This window comes from Sphingomonas degradans (assembly GCF_053502645.1).
The window spans coordinates 3,953,834-3,972,053 of record NZ_CP177172.1; the positions used below are offsets into that span (position 1 = coordinate 3,953,834).

Annotated in this window: 14 protein-coding genes; 10 read left to right on the forward strand and 4 right to left on the reverse strand. The window is 68.1% G+C overall.

Annotated features, from left to right (window positions below):
- The first annotated feature begins 356 nt into the window (after positions 1–356).
- From ACG3SL_RS18250 to ACG3SL_RS18275, 6 genes are all read left to right on the forward strand, one after another.
- A complete protein-coding gene (locus ACG3SL_RS18250; RefSeq protein WP_448662586.1) occupies positions 357–3,434 on the forward strand; it encodes a TonB-dependent receptor domain-containing protein in 3,078 nt (1,025 codons plus the stop codon).
- 285 nt (positions 3,435–3,719) lie between these two features.
- Positions 3,720–4,670 carry a glycosyltransferase gene (locus ACG3SL_RS18255; RefSeq protein ID WP_448662587.1) on the forward strand — a complete coding sequence of 317 codons (951 nt, stop codon included), beginning with the start codon at positions 3,720–3,722 and terminating at the stop codon, positions 4,668–4,670.
- Entirely contained in the window at positions 4,667–5,653 is a 987-nt protein-coding gene (locus ACG3SL_RS18260) for an acyl-CoA dehydrogenase (protein WP_448662588.1), read from the forward strand. The genes ACG3SL_RS18255 and ACG3SL_RS18260 overlap by 4 nt, the downstream gene beginning before the upstream one ends.
- On the forward strand, positions 5,650–6,318 hold the full coding sequence (locus ACG3SL_RS18265) for a PIG-L deacetylase family protein (protein ID WP_448662589.1): 669 nt from the start codon (positions 5,650–5,652) through the stop codon (positions 6,316–6,318). Before ACG3SL_RS18260 ends, ACG3SL_RS18265 begins: the two co-directional genes overlap by 4 nt.
- A complete protein-coding gene (locus ACG3SL_RS18270) occupies positions 6,300–6,920 on the forward strand; it encodes a class I SAM-dependent methyltransferase (RefSeq protein ID WP_448662590.1) in 621 nt (206 codons plus the stop codon). The genes ACG3SL_RS18265 and ACG3SL_RS18270 overlap by 19 nt, the downstream gene beginning before the upstream one ends.
- Positions 6,921–6,947: 27 nt before the next feature.
- Positions 6,948–7,955 carry a zinc-dependent alcohol dehydrogenase family protein gene (locus ACG3SL_RS18275; protein WP_448662591.1) on the forward strand — a complete coding sequence of 336 codons (1,008 nt, stop codon included), beginning with the start codon at positions 6,948–6,950 and terminating at the stop codon, positions 7,953–7,955.
- 97 nt (positions 7,956–8,052) lie between these two features.
- Here the strand turns inward: ACG3SL_RS18275 and ACG3SL_RS18280 are convergent, their stop codons facing one another.
- The 3 genes from ACG3SL_RS18280 to ACG3SL_RS18290 form a co-directional block, all read right to left on the reverse strand.
- Complete coding sequence (locus ACG3SL_RS18280) at positions 8,053–9,279, reverse strand: Ca2+-dependent phosphoinositide-specific phospholipase C (protein WP_448662592.1); 1,227 nt, start codon at positions 9,277–9,279, stop codon at positions 8,053–8,055.
- A 14-nt stretch (positions 9,280–9,293) separates the two neighbouring features.
- Entirely contained in the window at positions 9,294–11,591 is a 2,298-nt protein-coding gene (locus tag ACG3SL_RS18285) for a TonB-dependent receptor (protein ID WP_448662593.1), read from the reverse strand.
- Positions 11,592–11,707: 116 nt separating this feature from the next.
- Positions 11,708–12,889: a TetR family transcriptional regulator gene (locus ACG3SL_RS18290; RefSeq protein WP_448662594.1), complete on the reverse strand. Its 1,182-nt coding sequence runs from the start codon at positions 12,887–12,889 to the stop codon at positions 11,708–11,710.
- 329 nt (positions 12,890–13,218) lie between these two features.
- Here ACG3SL_RS18290 and ACG3SL_RS18295 point away from each other — a divergent pair, with 329 nt between their 5' ends.
- The 3 genes from ACG3SL_RS18295 to ACG3SL_RS18305 are packed head-to-tail and all read left to right on the forward strand — an operon-like array spanning position 13,219 to position 16,654.
- Positions 13,219–13,956, forward strand: coding sequence for an ABC transporter ATP-binding protein (locus ACG3SL_RS18295; RefSeq protein ID WP_448662595.1), 738 nt, complete (start codon positions 13,219–13,221; stop codon positions 13,954–13,956).
- Positions 13,953–15,392 (forward strand): ABC transporter permease, encoded by a 1,440-nt coding sequence (locus tag ACG3SL_RS18300; protein WP_448662596.1) that lies wholly within the window; start codon positions 13,953–13,955, stop codon positions 15,390–15,392. Before ACG3SL_RS18295 ends, ACG3SL_RS18300 begins: the two co-directional genes overlap by 4 nt.
- Complete coding sequence (locus ACG3SL_RS18305; RefSeq protein ID WP_448662597.1) at positions 15,389–16,654, forward strand: ABC transporter permease; 1,266 nt, start codon at positions 15,389–15,391, stop codon at positions 16,652–16,654. The genes ACG3SL_RS18300 and ACG3SL_RS18305 overlap by 4 nt, the downstream gene beginning before the upstream one ends.
- Before the next feature lie 45 nt (positions 16,655–16,699).
- On the opposite strand, the gene ACG3SL_RS18310 is transcribed toward ACG3SL_RS18305, so the two are convergent.
- Positions 16,700–17,593 carry an NAD(P)/FAD-dependent oxidoreductase gene (locus ACG3SL_RS18310; RefSeq protein WP_448662598.1) on the reverse strand — a complete coding sequence of 298 codons (894 nt, stop codon included), beginning with the start codon at positions 17,591–17,593 and terminating at the stop codon, positions 16,700–16,702.
- Between the two features lie 107 nt (positions 17,594–17,700).
- Here ACG3SL_RS18310 and ACG3SL_RS18315 point away from each other — a divergent pair, with 107 nt between their 5' ends.
- Positions 17,701–18,150 (forward strand): RrF2 family transcriptional regulator, encoded by a 450-nt coding sequence (locus ACG3SL_RS18315; protein ID WP_448665166.1) that lies wholly within the window; start codon positions 17,701–17,703, stop codon positions 18,148–18,150.
- Positions 18,151–18,220 lie beyond the last annotated feature (70 nt).

An 18,220-nucleotide genomic window follows, 5' to 3' on the forward strand; every position in this document is an offset into this window, starting at 1 on the left:
GTATCCGGCTGAAATTCTTGGGTATAGTCAGCGTCGACGGCAATCTCTGCGCGAAGCGGTGGGATATGTGCGCTGCAATGCGGCCCTGGATCGCCGCACCCGCGTGACAACCCTGTCCGTTGCCAGAAAACAACCACATACGGCCAATAGCGATCCTGAATAGACCAATCGTCAATAGTGGTATTGTTCGCGTGAAACCTATGTGACATTAACCCCCGATCGGTCTCGGGGAAACCGGTATGGCGCGCGGTGAATGGGCAAACCGCAAGCCGCGCGTACATCTGCGCAAGGGCACGGAAAAGTGGTCGGCGTCAGATATTTTCCCCCCGATGTTTGAGGGAACAAGGGGAGTTATAATGATATTCAGGGGATTGTTGGCCACCAGTTGTTGCGTGGCCGCGCTGGTCGCTACGCCAGCCGCCGCACAGGCACTTTCTAATACCAATAGCGACGCGGCACAGGACGCACCGGCTTCCATCGGCGATCCGGCGGCATCGGCCAATCTTGCTGCGGATGCGAACAGCGCCAGCACGCAGAGCGGCGGCGACATCGTCGTCACCGGCACGCGCATCGTCCGGCCGAACAATCGCTCGGCCGCGCCGATCGTCACCACCACCGCAGCGGAAATCGCCGCCCAGGGCGCGACGACGATCGAGGAAGTCTTGAACCGCCTGCCGCAGGTGCAGGTCAACTCCGAACAGAATTTCAGCGACTCCGAAGGGCGCCAACGCATCAAGCTGCGCAGCCTGGGCTATGAACGCACGCTGATGCTGATCGACGGGATGCGCATCGGCCTGCCCAACACGGTCGACGTCGGCATCATCCCCAACGCCCTGGTAGAGCGCATCGACGTGCTGACCGGTGGTGCGTCGGCGGTCTATGGGTCGGACGCGGTCGCGGGCGTCGTCAACTTCATCCTGAAGAAGAACTTCGAGGGCCTTCGGATCGACGGCAACTACAGCTTCTTCAACCACAACAACCGGTCAACCGCGGTAACCGACGCGGCATCGCGCGCCGGGTTCAACGCGCCCAACGGGATGAGCAACGACGGCGCCCGCGCCGACGTGAGCGTGGCGGCAGGCGCGAACCTGTTCGACAACCGCGTCAACATCTCGGCCTTCGCCAACTACCGCCAGTCGAGCCTGGTCCGCCTGGGCGACCGTTCGAACGGCGTGTGCGAAGTGGTGACGACGAGCAACACGTCGCCGCTGTCGTGCTCGCGCGCGAGCTATACGCCCGCCGGCACGATCATCCCGCAGTCGGGCGCGTTCGCCGGGCAGCAGCTGGTCAACAACCCGAACGGCAACGGCACCTTCATTCCGATCAACAGCGGCCCTTCGGGCGCCTCTGCAAATCCGTATGACGACTGGGCGTTCCAGCGGCCGTTCCACCGCCTGAACGTCGGCGGATTCCTGACCGCGCAGATCACCGATCATGTCGAGCTGTACAGCAACGTGCTGTATTATCGCGACAAGTCGTACAACACCCAGCTCAACCGTACCTATTCCTATTCCGTCTATGGCTCGACGCCCTATTCGGTGAACTGCAACAACCCGTTCCTGTCGGCATCGCAGGCACAGGTGCTGTGCGGCGCCAATGCAGGGTCCGCCACTGCATACGCCCCGCTCGACGTGCGCTATCGCTTCGACACGATGCCGTCGGTCGAACAGAAGTTCACCAACGCGGGTTACCGCGTCGTCGCCGGCCTGCGTGGCCGGGTGTTCGACGATGTCTGGTCCTATGACGTGGCGGGCATGATCTCGCGTGCGCAGCTCGACACGATCGACGTGCCGTTCGCGGACTATACCAAGGTCAATCGCTCGCTCGACGTCGTCAACGTCAATGGCCGTCCGACCTGTCGTTCGGTGGTGAATGGCAGCGATCCCAGCTGCGTGCCGTTCAACGCCTTCGCACCGTTCAACAGCGACGCGGCGCTCAACCAGTATATCTATGGTGCAGCCAGCGGCGGCATCAGCACGCGCATCCCGCGCCTGTTGCAGTTCCTGGGCACCGTCAGCGGCGACCTGGGCAAGTACGGCATCACCTCGCCGTTCGCGACGTCGGGCGTCGCGATCGCGCTGGGTGGCGAGTATCGCGAGGAGATGGAACGCACCGTCGTCAACCAGATCTACATCGACAACAACGGTGGCGAGAATTCGCGCTATACCCAGAACATCCTGGAAGCGAGCGCCGAAATCCAGGCACCGCTGGTCGAGGACCAGTCCTGGACCAAGCTGCTCCAGCTGAACGGCGGCTATCGCCTGTCCAAGTACAACCGTCTGGAGAACAAGTTCGGCACCTGGAAGATCGAGGGCATCTGGTCGCCGATCGCGGACCTGACCTTCCGTGCGTCGTACAACAAGTCGCAGGCGGCACCCGGCGTCGGCACCGCACAGGGCGCGTCCAACGTGTTCTGGAACCAGGGCTTCTATTCCGATCCCTGCGCGCCGCGCGTGAACACGGCCAACCCCAATGGCCCGCGCCTTCCCCCGCTCGCGACGCCGCAGCAATGCGCCAACACCGGGCTGCCGGCGAACCTGTATGGCAGCACGACGCTGATCTGCCCGGATGATCGCTGCACGGTGCGCGAAGGCGGGTTCGACCTGAAGCCCGAGACCGCCTATACCAAGACGTTCGGCGTCGTGTTCCGCCCGCGCTTCGTGCCGGGCCTGACGGTGTCGGTCGATCGCTGGCTGATCGACCTGGAGGACCAGCTCGACTTCCTCCAGCCGCAGAACCTGATCAACGAGTGTCTCGCGACCGGAAACAATTATTTCTGTCGCGGCATCGTGCGCAACGCGGACGGCACGCTGTCCAGTTCGCCGGCGACCAGCCCCTCCACCGGCTGGGTCGCGCGTGGTTCGGCCAACGGCTATCGCTCGCAGTCGCATGGCTGGGATTTCCAGGGCCAGTACGCTGTCGGCCTTGGTGGGATCGGTGGGCTCGACATGAGCTTCAACGGCACGCTGATGACCTCGGTCACCTCGCAGGCATCGCCGACGATCGCCCCGCGCAACTGCGTGGGCTATTTCGGCAATCTGTGCGGTGAGAGCATGCCGACCTGGTCGCACCAGTTCCGCACGACCTGGACCGCGCCGGATCGCTCGACCAGCCTGTCGCTCAACTGGCGCCATCGCTCGGCGATGCCGCTCGACGTCTATGCGCCTGCCGACACCGGCATCCCGGCACAGGATGTCAGCGCGCGTCGCGATCAGTGGCCGGGCATCAAGGCCTATGACTGGTTCGATCTCGCGCTGACGTTCGACATCAACAAGCAGATGACGTTCCGGCTTGCCGCGAACAACATCTTCGATCGCGACCCGCCGATCGTTCCGGACAGCCGCTCGCGTATCGGGCTGCTGCGCGGCAACACGATCATGGGCTATGATCTGCTCGGGCGGCAGATCGTCGCCGGCGTCTCGCTCAAGCTGTAACGCGTAACGAAGCTCCCCGGGAACGCAGGTTCCCGGGGAGTTTTTCCTGAAAGCCCGACCGTCGCCACGCGCGACTATGGCACCCGCAGCGCGACCGCGCGTGCGGGCCGGCGAAGACTGCCGCCCGGGCTGCGCCTTGCCACCCGATGAACCTTGCCGCGACACCGGACGTTAGCACAGCGCATCCTCGATTCGCGGAGACCAGCGCTGCCCAGCCCATTACCGGTCGCCCTGTGCGTCCCCGCCCGCGATGAGGCGCAGCGCCTGCCGGCGCTTCTCCATGCCGTGTCCAACCTGGACATGCGCGCGGTGGAGCTGACGGTCTGCATCTATCTGGACGGCTGCGAGGACGACAGCGCGGCGCTGTTGCGGAAAGCGTCCGGGGTGCTGCCCTGTCCGCTCAGGGTCGGGGGCGGCCTTCAACGCGGCACCGCCAACGCGGGCGTCGCCCGGCACGCGGCCATGGCGATGGGCCTTGCCGCCTTGCCCGATGGCGAGGGCCTGCTGTTCACGACCGATGCCGACAGCCGCCCCTGCGCCGATTGGATCCAGCGGGGGATCGCTGCGCTGGAGATCGCGGATGTCGTGGCGGGCCGGATCGTTCGGATGGGCGCCTCGGGCGATCCCGCCCATTCGCGCGTCGAGGCCTATTATGATCGGCTCCACGCGTATCGCCGACGGATCGACCCGGTGCCGTGGGAGGCGCGCGACACGCATCATTTCACCGGCGGCGCCAACCTCGCCTTTCGCACCGGCGTCTATCACCGGCTGGGCGGCTTCAAGGCGCTGGCGTTCGGCGAGGATGCCCGCCTGCTCGACGATGCGGCGCGCGCTGGCTTTCGCGTCCGTCGCGACGCCGCGCTGGTCGTCCAGACTTCGTCTCGTCGCCAGGGGCGTGCGGTGCAGGGTCTGTCGAGCGCCCTGCGCGCGCTGGATACGGGCGCGTCGCCATTGCTCGCAAACCCGCGCGCTGCGGCATGGCAATGGCGCGAACAGGCGGTCGCGCGGCAGGCGTTCGACAGGATCGACCGGCAGGAGGTTCGCGGCACGCTGGGGATGCGATGGCACCTGCCGGCGGACCATATCCTGGGCGTTGCCCGGGACTGCCCGAATGCCGAAGCATTCGCGATGCGCGTCGTACCGGCGTGCGCCGATCATGCCGACGACGTACCGCTGGCCATGGCAGAGGACATGCTCGCCCTGCTCGAATCCGAAGGGTGCGAGATGGCGGCATGACCATGGCGCAAACCCTGCACGCCGCGATCGTGGCCGCCGGCTGGGACCGGAACCTGCCGCGCGATCCGGTGACGGCAGCCGAGAGCCTGGCCATCCTGCGGCCGCTTTATGCGATCGGCCGGCGCGACCTGCCGCTCGGTCGCCTGGCGGAAGGGCATGTCGACGCGGTGCAGATCGTGCAGCGCCATGGCACCGCGACGCAGATCGACCGGCTCCGCCGCGCCGCATCCGATGGCGCGATGCTGGGCGTATGGAATGCGGGAATCGCGGACGAACCGCTGATACTCGACGCCGATGGCCTGCACGGCGGCAAGAGCTATGCGTCCGGCGCGGGCGTGCTGACGCATGCGCTGGTGACGGCGGAGCATTGCGGGGGCCAGCAATTGGTGCTGGTCGATCTCGCCACGACTCCGCCGGTGGTCGACCGGGCGTGGTGGCGCACCACCGGAATGCAGCGTTCTGAGACGCACCGGGTCCGCTGGCGCGGCGCGGCGATTCAGGACGATGACCGGATCGGGGCCCCGAACGCCTATGCGCAGGAACCCTTTTTCAGCGGCGGCGCGCTGCGCTTCGTCGCGGTGCAGGCTGGCGGCATCGCCGGGCTGTGCGATCGCACGCGCGACCATCTGGTCGCGGCACACCGCGCCGATGATCCGTTCCAGTCGGCGCGCCTCGCCGAACTCTTCTGGCTGGCCGACGCTGCGGCGGCCACGGTGCGCCACGCCGCCGTCACGGGGTTCGACACCGCGCAGGAGGAACGGCTGGCCCGCGTCGCCGCTGCCCGCCTCGCCATCGCCGACCTGGCCGAACGCGCCATTGCCGTCGCGCAGCAGGCGGTGGGGCTTGCCGCGCACTTCCTGGAGCATCCCTTGTCCGCCATGCTGACGGACCTGGCGGTCTATCTGCGCCAGCCTGCGCCGGACGCCCAGCGGCTCCGGGTCGGGCGGGCAGTGAAGAACGGCGTGCTGGCGGCGGCGTTATGAGACTGCGCATCGGACAGGTGCGCCGCGCGGCCATCGTCGCCCCGCACCCGGATGACGAGGTGATCGGCGCCGCCGCGCTGATCCAGGCGCTCAAGCGACGCGGCAGCCGGGTGGCCGTGGTGGTCGTCAGCGATGGCGCGGCATCGCATGCCCACAGCGCGCGATGGCCAGCCCGGCGGCTGGTGGCTGCCCGTCGCACGGAGACTCGGCGGGCGCTGCGCCGGTTGGGCGTCCCTATGGGCGACGTCGCGTTTCTCGGCCTGGCGGATGGCGGGCTGTCCGCGCGCCTGCCCCGCTGCAAGCGCGCGCTGGCGCGCGCGCTTGCGCAGGGTGGCCCGTTCGACCTGATCGTCGGCCCCACGGCCACCGACGCGCATCCCGATCATCGTGCCGTTGCCGCAGCGCTTTGCACGGTGCGCGGAAAGGCCCGCCGGCTGGGCTATCGGGTCTGGCCGCCCCGCTCCGGCGGCGGCCTGCGCGAGCGGACGCTGCGGGTGCAGGGCGGCTATCCGGCGAAACGGTCGCTGATCCGCGTGCATCGCACCCAGATGGGCGTGATTCGCGACGATCCGCACGGATTCTCCATCGCCCGGCACGAACTGGCCGCGTTCGCCCACCCCATCGAGCGTTTTGTGGAGGTTGCGCGATGCGGCCCATCGACCTGACCGGCTTTGCGGACAAGTTCGCGGCGAGCGACGATCCGTGGGCCACGTTCACAAGCCGGGACGAGGCAGTGAAGCGCGCGGCGATCCTGCACGGCCTGGGCGCGGGGCCGATCGGCCGCGTGCTGGAACTGGCCAGCGGCAATGGCTCGAACAGCCAGGCGCTTGCGCGTCGCGCCGGGCGTCTCGACGCCACCGAAGGCACGATCGAAGGCACCCGCCTGACCGCCGCGGCGCTGCGCAACGATCCCCATGCCCGCGCCCTGCGACTGACGCTGCCGGGACGGCTGCCACGAGACCGCTATGACGCGGTCGTCGTCGCGGAGCTGCTGTACTATCTGTCTGCAAAGGACATGCCCCGCGTCGCGCGCGACGTTGCGGCCGCGCTGCGCACGGGCGGGCGGCTGGTGCTGGCGCATCACCGCATCGACTTCTACGATTTCGCGCAACATGCCGACGCCATCCAGGCGCGCTTTCTGCGCCTGACGGGCTGCGCCTGGCAAGTGCGGTTGGTGCGGGCAACCCGCCGGTGGCGCGTGCTCGTCGCGCGCAAGCGCGCCGGTCCCGCGCGATCGTCTGTGTCGGACGGAAGTCTCGTTCGTTAGGCCAGTCTGAAGCAGTGGAGTTTGCGCATGAAGGCGATGGTATTACGGCCCCCGATCGGACTGGATCGGCTGACGTTGGAAGACAGGCCGGACCCGGGCGCTCCCCGCGCGGGTGAAATCCGCGTGGCGTTGCACGGCAGTTCGCTGAACTTCCATGACCTGGGCGTTGCGACCGGGCGGATGCCCACCGCCGATGGCCGCATCCCCCTCGCCGACGGCGCGGGCATCGTCGAAGCGGTTGGCGAGGGCGTGACCGAATTCCGGGCCGGCGACTCGGTGGTTTCCTGCTTCTTCCCCGATTGGCAGGACGGCGCCCCCATGGTGGGCGATTTCAGCCGCACCCCCGGTGATGGCATCGACGGCTTCGCGCAGGAGCATGTCGTGCGGCCTGCCACTGCCTTTACGCACGCGCCGCGCGGCTATGACGCGGTAGAGGCGGCGACGATCACCACCGCCGGGCTCACCGCCTGGCGCGCGCTGGTCGTCGACGGAAAGCTGAAGGCGGGCGACACTGTGCTGCTGCTCGGCACCGGCGGCGTGTCGATCTGGGCGCTCCAGATCGCGAAGTTGATGGGGGCGACGGTGGCGATCACGTCCTCGTCGGGAGAAAAGCTGGAGCGCGCGACTGCGCTCGGCGCCGATTTCCGCGTCAACTATCGGGAGCAGACGGACTGGGGACGAACCGTGCGGGATTGGACCGGCGGGCGCGGCGTCGATCACGTCGTCGAGGTGGGCGGGCCCGGCACGCTGGCGCAGTCGATCGAGGCGGTGCGCGTCGGCGGGCATATCTCGCTGATCGGCGTGCTCACCGGCGGGGCGGGCGAAGTGCCCACCGCCGCACTGATGGCGAAGCAGGCGCGGCTGCAGGGGCTGATCGTGGGCAGCCGGCGGGAGCAGCAGGATTTCGTACGCGCACTCGATGGGAGTGGTATCCATCCGATCGTGGATCGACGCTTTCCTCTCGAACAACTGGCCGATGCGTTTCGTTTTGAGAGCAGCGCGGGCCATTTCGGAAAGATCGGGATCGCGTGGTGACGTCGACGCGGCCGAGAGCCCGTCGCATCCGTAGAGGCCCCGCGCGGATGGCGCCGTCCCGCCCTGCCCATTGGGCGGTGGACGGCGCTATCCGCGATCAGCGCCCGGGTGCGAAGGCGGGGCTGCGCCGCGCCGCGCCGGTGCCGGGCAGCCGCACCACATAGGGTGTGCCATAGGCGTTGCCCGGATGCTCGAAATCGGTCGAGACGATCTGCGCGCCGCTCGCGAACGCCGTGTTCGCGCGCGTCGGGTCGTTGGTCTTCGCCTCATAGGTTTCGATGTCGGAGCGGGTGCGCACCAGATAGCCCTGTGCCACCGCCGCGCGGATTTCGGCGTCGCGCCGGACGGCGTTGTCAAACATCAGGAAGGCGGCATGATCCTCGCCCGGCTGGGCGCGCAGAAACGCCACACGGCCCTGGAGCGAGGGGTGCCCCGCCAGATAGCCTGCCGCGCCCGCCGGGCCGTTGGCGGTAATCATCAGGAACAGAATCTTGCCCCGCGCCTTCGCCAGCGTCGGCCAGTTGCCTGCGCGCACCGCGGCGTTAAGCGTCGGGTATCGTCCGCGCACATCGTCGGGCGTCACCAGTCGCTCGCGCGGGAAAACCGACAGGATTTCGCGGTCGATCGCGTCGAAGCGATCGGCGGTGAAGGGAAGCGCGGGCTTCGAGTCCTTGAACAGCGGCAGTGCCTGGCTCTTCGCCTCGATCAGGATGAACAGCGGCACATGCCCGGGATGCCCGTCCGACCAGCCGCGCAGTTCGCGCAGGCAATCGGTGAACAGCGCGCAGTGGCTGCGGAAATCCGCATCGGTGATGTGATGGACCTTGAACCCCGGTTTGGCGAGCGCGGCGGTGTCGATCGGCAGCAGGTCTTTTGCCCCCTGCGCGCGCAGCAGCCGATAGCCTTCGGGATCGAGATACTGTCCGCCCTGGGGATCGGGGTTCAGGTCGAGTTCGAGGCTGCGGACGCCCCGATCCAGCTGCGCGGTCAGCCCGTCATGCGTGTAGTTGAGCCCTTCGTCGATCGAGATCGGGTTGGGATGCTCCTCGGCGAACAGCGCTTTCTGCGGCGCCGGCAATGCCTGGATCATCTTGTCGAAGCCGGCGAAGATCGGGCGGAGCAGCGTGCGCAGCTGCGGGTCGATCGGCAGCGAATAGCTGTTGTGCGTGCCCAGCACCTGGATGCGGTTTATCGGCAGGCTGCCGGGCAGGTCGGCAGCCTCGGGCGCGGGCGCGGGGCCGTCGCCCCGCGCTGCGGCGGTTCCGGCGAGTGCGAGCACGGCCAGCGCCGCGCCGCACAGGATGCGCGTGTGAAGCGGTTGCATCGTCTGTCCCCCGATCAGAAGCGCAGGTTGACGAAGCCGCCGGCGGTGCGGCGCGCGCCCGGCGAGGTGTAATGGAGCAGCCCCAGCGCGCCGTAGACCTGCCAGCCGGTGGAGTAATAGGTATCGAACAGGTTGCGGGCATAGACACCGAACTCGATGTCGCGATCCGGCAGCGTGAAGGTGATGCGCGCGTTGGTCAGGCCATAGCTGGGCACGTGCGAATAGCCGGGCTGGCCCACCACGGTCCAATAATCGTTGCGCCACGCATAATCGACATGCGCCCGCGCGCCGAAGCCCGAGGCGAATTCGTGCGTGAAATCAGCGGCGACGCTCGCGGTCCAATCGGGCGAGTTCGTCAGCCGCGTGCCCGTGTAATCGGTCGTCTTGTTATACACATAGTCGGTGAAGACGCCGTCGGTGTAGGTGAAGTTGCCGGTGAGCGAGAGCCACCGCACGGGCGCCAGCGCAATCTCGCCCTCGACGCCCTGGGTCCGCAGCCCGCCGGCGTTGCCGATCGCCGTCGTCTGAAGCTGGCCGCCCGCACCATCGGGGATGGTGGTGAGGATCGTCGTCTGGAAATCGGTAAAGTCGGAGCGGAACACGTCCAGGTTCACGCGCAGGCGCCGGTCGAACCATTCGGACTTGATGCCGGCCTCAAAGGCCTCGACCGTCTCGGCGCGGTAGGGGTTATATTTGTTGCCGACGAACGCGACGCCCGCAGGCTTGTAGCCGGTCGAGTAGGTGAAATAGACCATGGCCTGGTCGGTGATCCGCCACTCGGGCGAGATGCGGTACGAGAAATTGTCGCCCGTTACCTTGCCATAGGGATAGGCGGGGGCCGCGCTGCTGCCGACGAAGGTTGGGGTGTAGCCCGCGACCGTCACCGGATCGATGGTGATGAAGGTCAGCCGCTGGGAGTTCCAGTCCTTGGTATAGCGCCCGCCCAGCGTCAGGCTGACGCGCGGCGTGACGTTGACCTTCAGCTGGCCAAAGGCGGCCGCCGTCTCGTTGACCGAATCGAACAGCGAGGCATTGGCGTTGACGCCGATCGCGCCGGTCAGGGCGTACAGCGTCGGCTGCGGAGTGCCGTCCGCGCGGTACAGCGGCTGGCCCAGCGTCGCCCATTGCAACTGCGTCTGGCGCGCGTGCAGCCGGTTGTAAAAGGCGCCGACGACATACTCCACGAACCCGCCGGTGGGCGAGGCGAGGTGGAGTTCCTGGCTGACCTTGTCGGTATCCAGGTTGCCGATGTTGAACGGGATATAGGCGTATTTGTCGAGCGGCAGCAGATTGGCCGGGGTGCTGTTGTCATAGCCGGTGAAACGCAGCGCCGAGATCGAGCGCAACTCGTGATCGCCCAGCTTCGCCGTCACGTTGAACGACGTGCCCCATTCCTCGGTCTCGATCTGGCCGAAGCTGCCATCGGCGGTGTCGGCGCTCTTCGGACCGGGATAGACGCCCAGCTGGTTGAGCATCGTCGTCACCGCGGCGGGCTGGCCCGACACCGGGGTGCGGACGCTGCTGTCCCAATGGTGGCCGTAATCGGCCGAGAGCAGCAGGTTCAGGCTGTCCGACGGTTCGATCAACAGGCGCGCGCGCCCGCCATATTCGTGCGTCGAGCCGACCAGACGGTCCAGCGTGACGTTACGGCCGAACCCGTCCTGCGCCTGGTCGAATCCAGACAGGCGAAACGCGGCGATCGGCCCGAGCGGCACGTTGACGGTGGCGTTGAGGATGCGTTCGTTATGCTCGCCATAGCTGCCGCTGACGCGGACGCTGGTGGTGTTCAGCACCGGGCGATTGGTGCTGACCGCGATCACGCCCGACGTCGAATTCTTGCCGAACAACGTGCCCTGGGGCCCTTTGAGCACATCGGCGCGCGCGATATCGACCATGCCGATCAGGCCGTTGGCGCGTTGCCCGTCCATCACCACGTCGTCGACGACGACGCTCACCGACTTGGCATTGGAGAAATCGAACGACGTGCTGCCGACGCCGCGAATCTGGAATGCCGCGCCCTGGGTGGGATCGTATTGCACGCCGGGGACGAGATACTGGAGATCGGTGAAGTCGGTATAGCCCGATTGGGCCAGCGCCTCGCCCGAGACGCTCTGGATCGACAGCGGCACTTCCTGCGCGCGCTCCGCGCGGCGCTGGGCCGTGACGACGATTTCTTCGAGCCCGGTGTCGCCGGTGTTGGCGCCCGCAGCCGTCGCGTCCTGCGCCTGCGCCGCCAGCGGCGTCAGCGCGCTCCCCGCGAGAAGCAGCACGCCGGCCGCGCGCAACGGGATGGTGGATCGGAAACGAATCATCTGGGCAGCCCCCTGGAAATGGTGTCAGGGGCCGCTACGCCGCGTGCGTTACGCTATTGAGACAAATGTACGGGCGCTGTGTGAAATATATACGCCTAATTAATACGACAGTGCGGCTACAGCCAACGCGCCAGGCCGGCCAGGTCGAGCCCCGGCTCGCGCGGCCCGATACCGCCCAGGTTGCTGCCGATCACACCCATCACCACTGCCTGCGCGACCGCGCGATCGCCCTCCTCGCTCCCGTTCAGGGCGCGGCTGACGATGGCATGGACATTTTCGGCGCGGCGCCGGCGCATATCGATGGCGAAGGGCAGGAAGCCGGGCTCGCGCAACGCCCCCAGTGCCATTTCATGCCCCAGCGCGACGACCGCCGTGCCCGCAGGCCGATCGGCGGCGCCGTCGGTTGCGGCGCGCACTTCGGAACGCAATCGGAGGTACAGTGCCTCGACCCCGCCGAGCAACATGTCCCGCTGGGTCGGGAAATGATGCGCCACGCTCGACACCGGCATGGCGGTCGCCTGTGCGATCGCGCGGTGCGACACGGCGTCGAGCCCCTTGGCAATGATGCGATCAGCGATGCGTTCGGCGATTGCTGCGCGCGCGCCACCCGGCGCCTCGCCCACGTCCCAGGCCGCGCGGGCCGGCGCCTCCAGTTGCCCGATCAGCCGCATATGCCATGCGGATGCAGGCGAGACGCCCGCCACGCCGGGCATACGCAGCAGCCCCCGAAGGGTGGACGCGCGCAGCAGTGCATAGGCGCTTTCGTCGGCCAGCAGGATCGCGAACGGGCGTTCGTCGACGCAATAGCCTGCGATCCGTCGCGCAAGCCGCGCCGGATCGGGCCAATCGGCCAGCATCGCCTGCCACATCTGCCATTCGGCCGTGGTGATGGCGGTGACAAGGGGAGCGAGCGCGGCGTCGCGATAGGCGGCGGAGACCATTTCGCTGCGCACGATCGCCGCCGTGCGCCCGGTGCCCGCGCAGGATTGCAGCCACGCGTCGATGACATCCGCCAGCCATGCCGTGTCGCCCGTGGAGATCCGTCCGACTCGCTCGCCCCAGCCGGTGCAGTCGCCCGCCGCCCGCTCCGCCTCGCGCTGGGCCAGCGCATCGAGCAGCGCGGCGCGATCGCCGATGCGGTAGCTGATCGTCCCCACCGATACGCCCGCGCGCTCCGCCACGACGCGCAGGCTGAGTGCGCCCAGGCCGCGTTCCGCCACGACTTCGCGCGCGGCGTCGAGAATGGCCGATACAGGATCGCGGGGCCGGGGCTCGGCGCTGGAGGGTGAAATCGGCATATCGGGTGCGCTCTTACGCGCACGGACGCGCCAGTCCAGTGCGGCAGGTACGCCAGCCGAGCAGGACGAAGCCGCAGCCGCGCGCGGCGCCGCACGCGTTCCGTGGTCACAGTGCCGACTGTGCCGGCACCCGGCCCTGCAACGCTATTGCGCCGTTCGGTTGCAATGGACGAACGGCGTTCGCTCGGGGGGTGCTTTCCTTCCGACTCTCTGTGTTCGCCTGACCGCAGAAAATGAACGGGAGGCTGCCTCCCGCCTAGCCAAGCACCGAACTTCGCGCCAAAGGGATGTTGTAACGTCGCATTTATGCGCATTGCCGAGGAAACCCCGTGAATCCTGCCGATCCGCCGATCCTGCTCGACCAGTTGACGCTCGCTTATGGCACGCATCGCGTGCTCGACGGGCTTTCGCTCGCCGTGCCGGCGGGCAGCATCACCGCGCTGTTGGGCGGCAATGGCGCGGGCAAATCGACGACGCTGTCGGTCCTGCTGGGCTTTGCCCGCAGCGATGGCGGGCGCGCGGCGGTCTGCGGGATCGATCCGGGCGCGGACCCGGACAGCGCGCGCCGTCGCATCGCCTATCTGCCCGAGAATGTGGCGCTCTACGAACATTTGAGCGCGGTGGAGAATGCCGATTATCTGCTGGCGCTGTCCGGCGAGCGGCAGGCGCGCGGCGCGATCACCGATGCGCTCGCCGCTGCCGGGTTGCAGGAACGCGCCTGGGACCAGCGGCTCGACGGCTTTTCGAAGGGGATGCGGCAAAAGGTGGCGATCGCGGTGGCGCTGTTGCGACAGGTGCCGGTGCTGCTGCTCGACGAGCCGACCTCGGGCCTCGATCCGCGCGCCACCGCCGATTTCAACATGCTGGTCGCGGCGGTGCGCGATCGCGGCACGGCGGTGCTGATGGTGACGCACGACCTGCTTTCCGCTGCCGATGTCGCCGATCGCATCGCCTTTCTGGAGGCGGGCCGCGTCCAGCACGAGGTGGCGGCGCAGGGGCCGGAGCGGTTCGACGTGCGCGCTCTCCACGCCCGGTTCCAGCGCGGCGAGACGCAGGCGGCGGCATGAGCGCCGTCCGCCGGATCGCCCGCGACGAACTGCGGCTGATGACGCGCAACCGCGTCGCCGTGATCGCCTTCGTGCTGCTGGTGCTGCTCACCCTGGTGGCGGTGGCGAGCAGCTGGTCGCACCAGCGCGGCATCGCCGAACTGCGCGCGCGCCACGCCCATGCCGCCGAGGAAGCGTTCCACGCCCAGCCCGATCGCCACCCCCACCGCGTGGTGCATTACGGCCACTTCATCTTCCGCCCGCTCGGGCCGCTGGCGGCGTTCGATCCGGGCGTCGATGCCTTTACCGGGAACAGCATGTTCCTGGAGGGGCACCGCCAGAACACCGCCAATTTCGGCGATGTGCGGCAAAGCTCGCTGCTCATCCGCTTTGGCCAGCTTACCCCCGCCTTTGTGTTGCAGGTGGTGGCGCCGTTGCTGCTGATCTTCCTCGGCTATGGTGCGCTGGCGCGTGAGACCGAGCGTGGCACGATGCGGCTGCTGATGTTGCAGGGCGTCTCCCGCGCGCAGATCGTCGCGGGCAAGCTGCTCGCCCTCGGCGTGGTCGCGCTGCTGTCGGCGCTGCCCGCGATGATCGGCTTCGTGCTGATCGCCGGGCAGCCCGGCGCGCTGGCGCTGCCGATGCTGGTGATCGCGCTGGGCTATCTCGCCTATCTCGCGCTGTGGGTGGTGCTGATCCTGCTGGTGTCGGCGCTGGTCCGCCGCAGCCGCGATGCGCTGCTCGGGCTGGTCGCGCTGTGGGCGGTGGCGGTGGTGCTGCTCCCGCGCGTGGCACCCGATATGGCACGCGCCGCCGTGCCGTTGCAGAACCGCCTCCAGACCGACATCGCGATCGCCCGCGATCTGCGGCGGATGGGCGACAGCCACAATCCCGACGATCCGCATTTCGCCGCGTTCAAGCGGGCGGTGCTTGCCCGGTACGGCGTGGCCCGCGTCGAGGACCTGCCGGTCAACTACAAGGGGCTGCTGGGCCTGGAGGGCGAACGGCTGACCTCCGAACTGTTCGATCGCTACGCCGGCCAGAGCTATGCCGCGCAGGCGCGCCAGAACGCGATCGTCGAGGGGGTGAGCGTGCTGAGCCCCGCCATCGCCATCCGCACCCTGTCGATGGCGGCCGCCGGCACCGATTTCGCCGGCCATCGCCGCTTCCTCGAACAGGCCGAGGCCTATCGCTATGCGCTGGTCCAGCGGCTCAACCGGATGCAGGCAGAGGATGTCCGCTATAGCGACGACACCGCCGTCGACCCCGATGCCGACCGCCGCAAGCGCGTGTCGGCCAGCAACTGGCAGGCCATGCCCGCTTTCACCTATGTCGCGCCGACCGGCGCTGCGCTCGCCCGTGGTGCCTTGCCGGGATTGGGCCTGCTGCTCGGCTGGCTGGCTGTCGCCGGTCTGTTGCTCGCGCTGGCGACCCGCCGCCTGGGAGCTTTTCGATGACCCTGTTCGGCCATGAACTCCGCCTGCTGCTCCGCCAGCGGCTCACCCTCCTGTCGCTCGCGCTGCTCGGGCTGCTGACCATCGCCGCACTCGCCGCCGGCATGGCGGAGGTCGCCCGCCAGCGTGCCGCGATCGCCGCCATTCCGGTGGCGCAGGCGGAGGATATCGGCGCCATCGCCGCCTGGGTCGATCACAAGAAGGATGCCGGCAGCGCCGCCTATTACAGCTTCCACGCCACCTGGGATCCGCCCGCGCCGCTCGCCTTCGCGGCGCTCGGGATGCGCGATGTTTCCCCCTATATCCTGCGCGCCCGCGCGCTGGGGCTGGAGGCGCAGATCTATGACGGCGACACCTTCAACCCCGAACTGGCGCTGCCCGGCAGGTTCGATTTCGCCTTTGTGCTTGTCTTCCTCGCGCCGCTGTTCGTGATCGCGCTGTACCACGATCTCGTCTCGGGCGAGCGCGAGGCTGGGCGGCTGCGGATGCTGGAGGCGCTGCCCAAAGGCGGCACGGCGCTGTGGCGGCGGCGGGCCGTGCTGCGGCTCGGCCTGCTTTGGGGCGTGCTGGCGCTGCCGTTCGGGATCGCGGCGGGAATCGAGGGCGTCGCGATCGGGGCGATCCTGCTCGTGCTGGCGGTGATCGTAGCCTATCTGCTGTTCTGGATCGCGCTGGCGGCGCTGGTCGGGCGACTGCGCTGGCGGTCGGTGGCCAATGCGGCCACGCTTGCGGGCGCATGGCTGGTGCTGGTGCTGATCGTGCCGACGCTCGCCAATGTCCTCATCAACCAGGCGGTCCCGGTCGACCAGGGCGCCGAGATCGCGCTCGCCCAGCGCGACGCGGTAAACCACGCCTGGGATATTCCGCGCGAGGATACGATGCGGCGCTTCTACGCAGCGCATCCCGAATGGGCGAACTCGGCCCCGCTGGGACCGGAATTCCACTACAAATGGTATTTCGCCTTCCATCAGAATGGCGATGAGAGCGTCGCCGCGCGCGTGCGGGCCTATCGCACCGGGCTGGAACGGCGCGATGCGGCCGGGCGCGCGCTGGGCTGGGTGCTGCCCTCGGTGGGGGTGCAGGCGCTGCTGACGCGGCTTGCCGATACGGACCTTGCGGCGCAGCTCGCCTATCAGGATCGCATCCGCGCGTTCCATGCGCGGCTGCGGTCCTTCTATTACGGCTATCTGTTCCGCGACCGCCCGTTCGGGAAGGCCGACTTCGATCGCGCGCCACGCTTCGATGCGCGCGGTCCGGCTGCTTAGGGGCGTCTTCAGCCGCCCAGCGACGCCGACGGACAGATCCCGCGCTCAGCCTCTGGTCAGCGACTGGTGCGCGCCGATCCCGGCGAGCACGCCCGATGCGGACGCGATCGTTGCGTTATGCATCGGGCTGGTCGCATCGCCCGCGGCATAGACGCCGTCCACCGATGTCGCACCCCAGGCATCGACCTTCACGAACGGCCCGGTCGGCCCGTCTTCCATCGCACAGCCCAGCGCGGCCGCGATGGGGCTGGTCGGCCGGGTTCTTGGCGCCGTGAAGACCGCGCCGATCTCAACGATCCGCCCGTCCGCCAGCGCGAGCCCGGCAAGGCTCGGCGCATCGCCCAACAGCGCCAGCACCGGGGTGCGCTCGATCGCTACGCCGCGACGCGCCAGGAGCGCTGCCTGCTCCGGATCGGGCTCGTACACCCCTTGCGTGAACAAGGTTGTCGGTCCCCAGTCCGGCAGCAACGCCGCCTGGTGCGCGGACAGGGGATGGTTGGCAAGGACGCCCAGGGGGCGATCCCGCACTTCGTATCCATGGCAATAGGGGCAGTGGAGCACGGTCGCGCCCCAACGCTCGGCCATGCCCGCAATATCGGGCAGCGTGTCGGTCACGCCCGTGGCAAGGACGAGCCGCCTCGCCCGTCGATGCGTGCCATCGGCCACGCGCACGACAAAGCTCTCGTCCTCCTTCACCGCGTGGACCGCCTCCGTCCGCAGGATCTCCGCCGTCGGATAGGCAAGCAACTGGCACGACGCCTGTTGCAGGATCGCATGGGGCGCGCGACCGTCCTGCCCCAGAAAGCCGTGCGCGGCATCGGCGAAGCGATTGCGGGGCGCCCCCGCGTCGATCAGCAGCACATCCTGCCGCGCCCGTGCCAGCTGCATGGCAGCGGACTGCCCCGCGAAGCTTCCACCGATCACGATAGCGTCGTGCATCGGGCCTCTCCTTTCAAATCATGAAACCTATGATGTTACATGATCGCGCGGCCGCAGTTTTGCAACTCGAAAAGTGTCGTGATAAAGAAGCCGCAGGAGGTACGCAGTTGCAACTGGACGGTCGATTGTCGCGCATGCTCCATCTGCTGATCCATATGGATCGCGCGGATGGGCCGATCACCTCGGAGGCTGCGGCGCAGATGCTCGGCACGAACCCGGTCGTCGTTCGGCGGACGCTCGCGGGCCTCCGCGAAGCCGGGATGGTCCGTTCGAGCAAGGGCCATGCCGGCGGCTGGATCCTCGCCAAGGCGCTCAAAGACCTCACGATGCTGGACGTTTACCAGGCGGTGGGCAAACCGCGCATCTTCGCCATCGGCCTGGCCGATCCGGCCCCCGATTGCCTGGTCGAGCAGGCAGTCAATGCCTCGATGTCGGAGGCGCTGGGTCGCGCGGAGCGGCTGCTGATCGCGCAGCTCGAGACCGTGACGCTCGATGCCATCGCTGCGGATTTCGATCGTCGCTTCGCGGCGCAGGATATGTCGAAGCGTCAACAGTAGAGTATCGCGGTGCGCCTCTGCTCCGCCAGGAGGGGGCGAGATCGTCTAGACGGCGGCGGCATATCGGGCG

What these genes read in the sequence shown, in the direction of transcription:
- ACG3SL_RS18250 (WP_448662586.1), top strand. Translation starts at nt 357, where the DNA reads ATGATATTCAGGGGATTGTTGGCCACCAGTTGTTGCGTGGCCGCGCTG.
- ACG3SL_RS18260 (WP_448662588.1), top strand. Translation starts at nt 4,667, where the DNA reads ATGACCATGGCGCAAACCCTGCACGCCGCGATCGTGGCCGCCGGCTGG.
- ACG3SL_RS18265 (WP_448662589.1), top strand. Translation starts at nt 5,650, where the DNA reads ATGAGACTGCGCATCGGACAGGTGCGCCGCGCGGCCATCGTCGCCCCG.
- ACG3SL_RS18270 (WP_448662590.1), top strand. Translation starts at nt 6,300, where the DNA reads ATGCGGCCCATCGACCTGACCGGCTTTGCGGACAAGTTCGCGGCGAGC.
- ACG3SL_RS18275 (WP_448662591.1), top strand. Translation starts at nt 6,948, where the DNA reads ATGAAGGCGATGGTATTACGGCCCCCGATCGGACTGGATCGGCTGACG.
- ACG3SL_RS18280 (WP_448662592.1), bottom strand. Translation starts at nt 9,279, where the DNA reads ATGCAACCGCTTCACACGCGCATCCTGTGCGGCGCGGCGCTGGCCGTG.
- ACG3SL_RS18285 (WP_448662593.1), bottom strand. Translation starts at nt 11,591, where the DNA reads ATGATTCGTTTCCGATCCACCATCCCGTTGCGCGCGGCCGGCGTGCTG.
- ACG3SL_RS18290 (WP_448662594.1), bottom strand. Translation starts at nt 12,889, where the DNA reads ATGCCGATTTCACCCTCCAGCGCCGAGCCCCGGCCCCGCGATCCTGTA.
- ACG3SL_RS18300 (WP_448662596.1), top strand. Translation starts at nt 13,953, where the DNA reads ATGAGCGCCGTCCGCCGGATCGCCCGCGACGAACTGCGGCTGATGACG.
- ACG3SL_RS18305 (WP_448662597.1), top strand. Translation starts at nt 15,389, where the DNA reads ATGACCCTGTTCGGCCATGAACTCCGCCTGCTGCTCCGCCAGCGGCTC.
- ACG3SL_RS18310 (WP_448662598.1), bottom strand. Translation starts at nt 17,593, where the DNA reads ATGCACGACGCTATCGTGATCGGTGGAAGCTTCGCGGGGCAGTCCGCT.